This is a genomic window from Sphingobium trunci (assembly GCF_022664535.1).
In the GTDB taxonomy this organism is placed as follows: Bacteria; Pseudomonadota; Alphaproteobacteria; order Sphingomonadales; family Sphingomonadaceae; genus Sphingobium.
The window spans coordinates 1-384 of sequence record NZ_JAKUJY010000079.1 but is presented as its reverse complement, the minus strand read 5'-3'; the positions used below and the strand labels follow the sequence as shown (position 1 = coordinate 384).

At 59.1% G+C, this 384-nt stretch carries 1 pseudogene; it reads left to right on the top strand.

The features are described 5' to 3' along the window. Positions 1–89: 89 nt before the first annotated feature. Positions 90–384: pseudogene (locus tag MJ601_RS21835) on the top strand (IS110 family transposase); the annotation flags it as partial.

The following is a 384-nucleotide window of genomic DNA, read 5'->3' as shown; positions in this document are numbered from 1 at the left end:
ACCGGATGAGGTGGATGGCTCCCGCTCACGGCATCTGAGTGCCAAGATGGGTTTGCTGTCATGCAACCCGAGCAGAGGAGCCACCCGCCATGGAGATTAGCACGATCGGCCTGGATTTGGCCAAGAACGTTTTTCAGGTTCACGGTATCAGCGCGACCGGTGAGGTCGTCATTCGTAAGGCGTTGCGACGATCGCAGATGCTGCCGTTCTTCGAGAAGCTGCCGCCTTGCCTGGTAGGCGCTGAAGCTTGCGGAACATCGCATCACTGGGCGCGCGAACTAACCAAGCTGGGTCATGAGGTGCGGCTGATGCCGGCGGCTTACGTGAAACCTTACGTAAAGCGCGGAAAGAACGATGCTGCCGACGCTGAGGCGATCTGCGAAG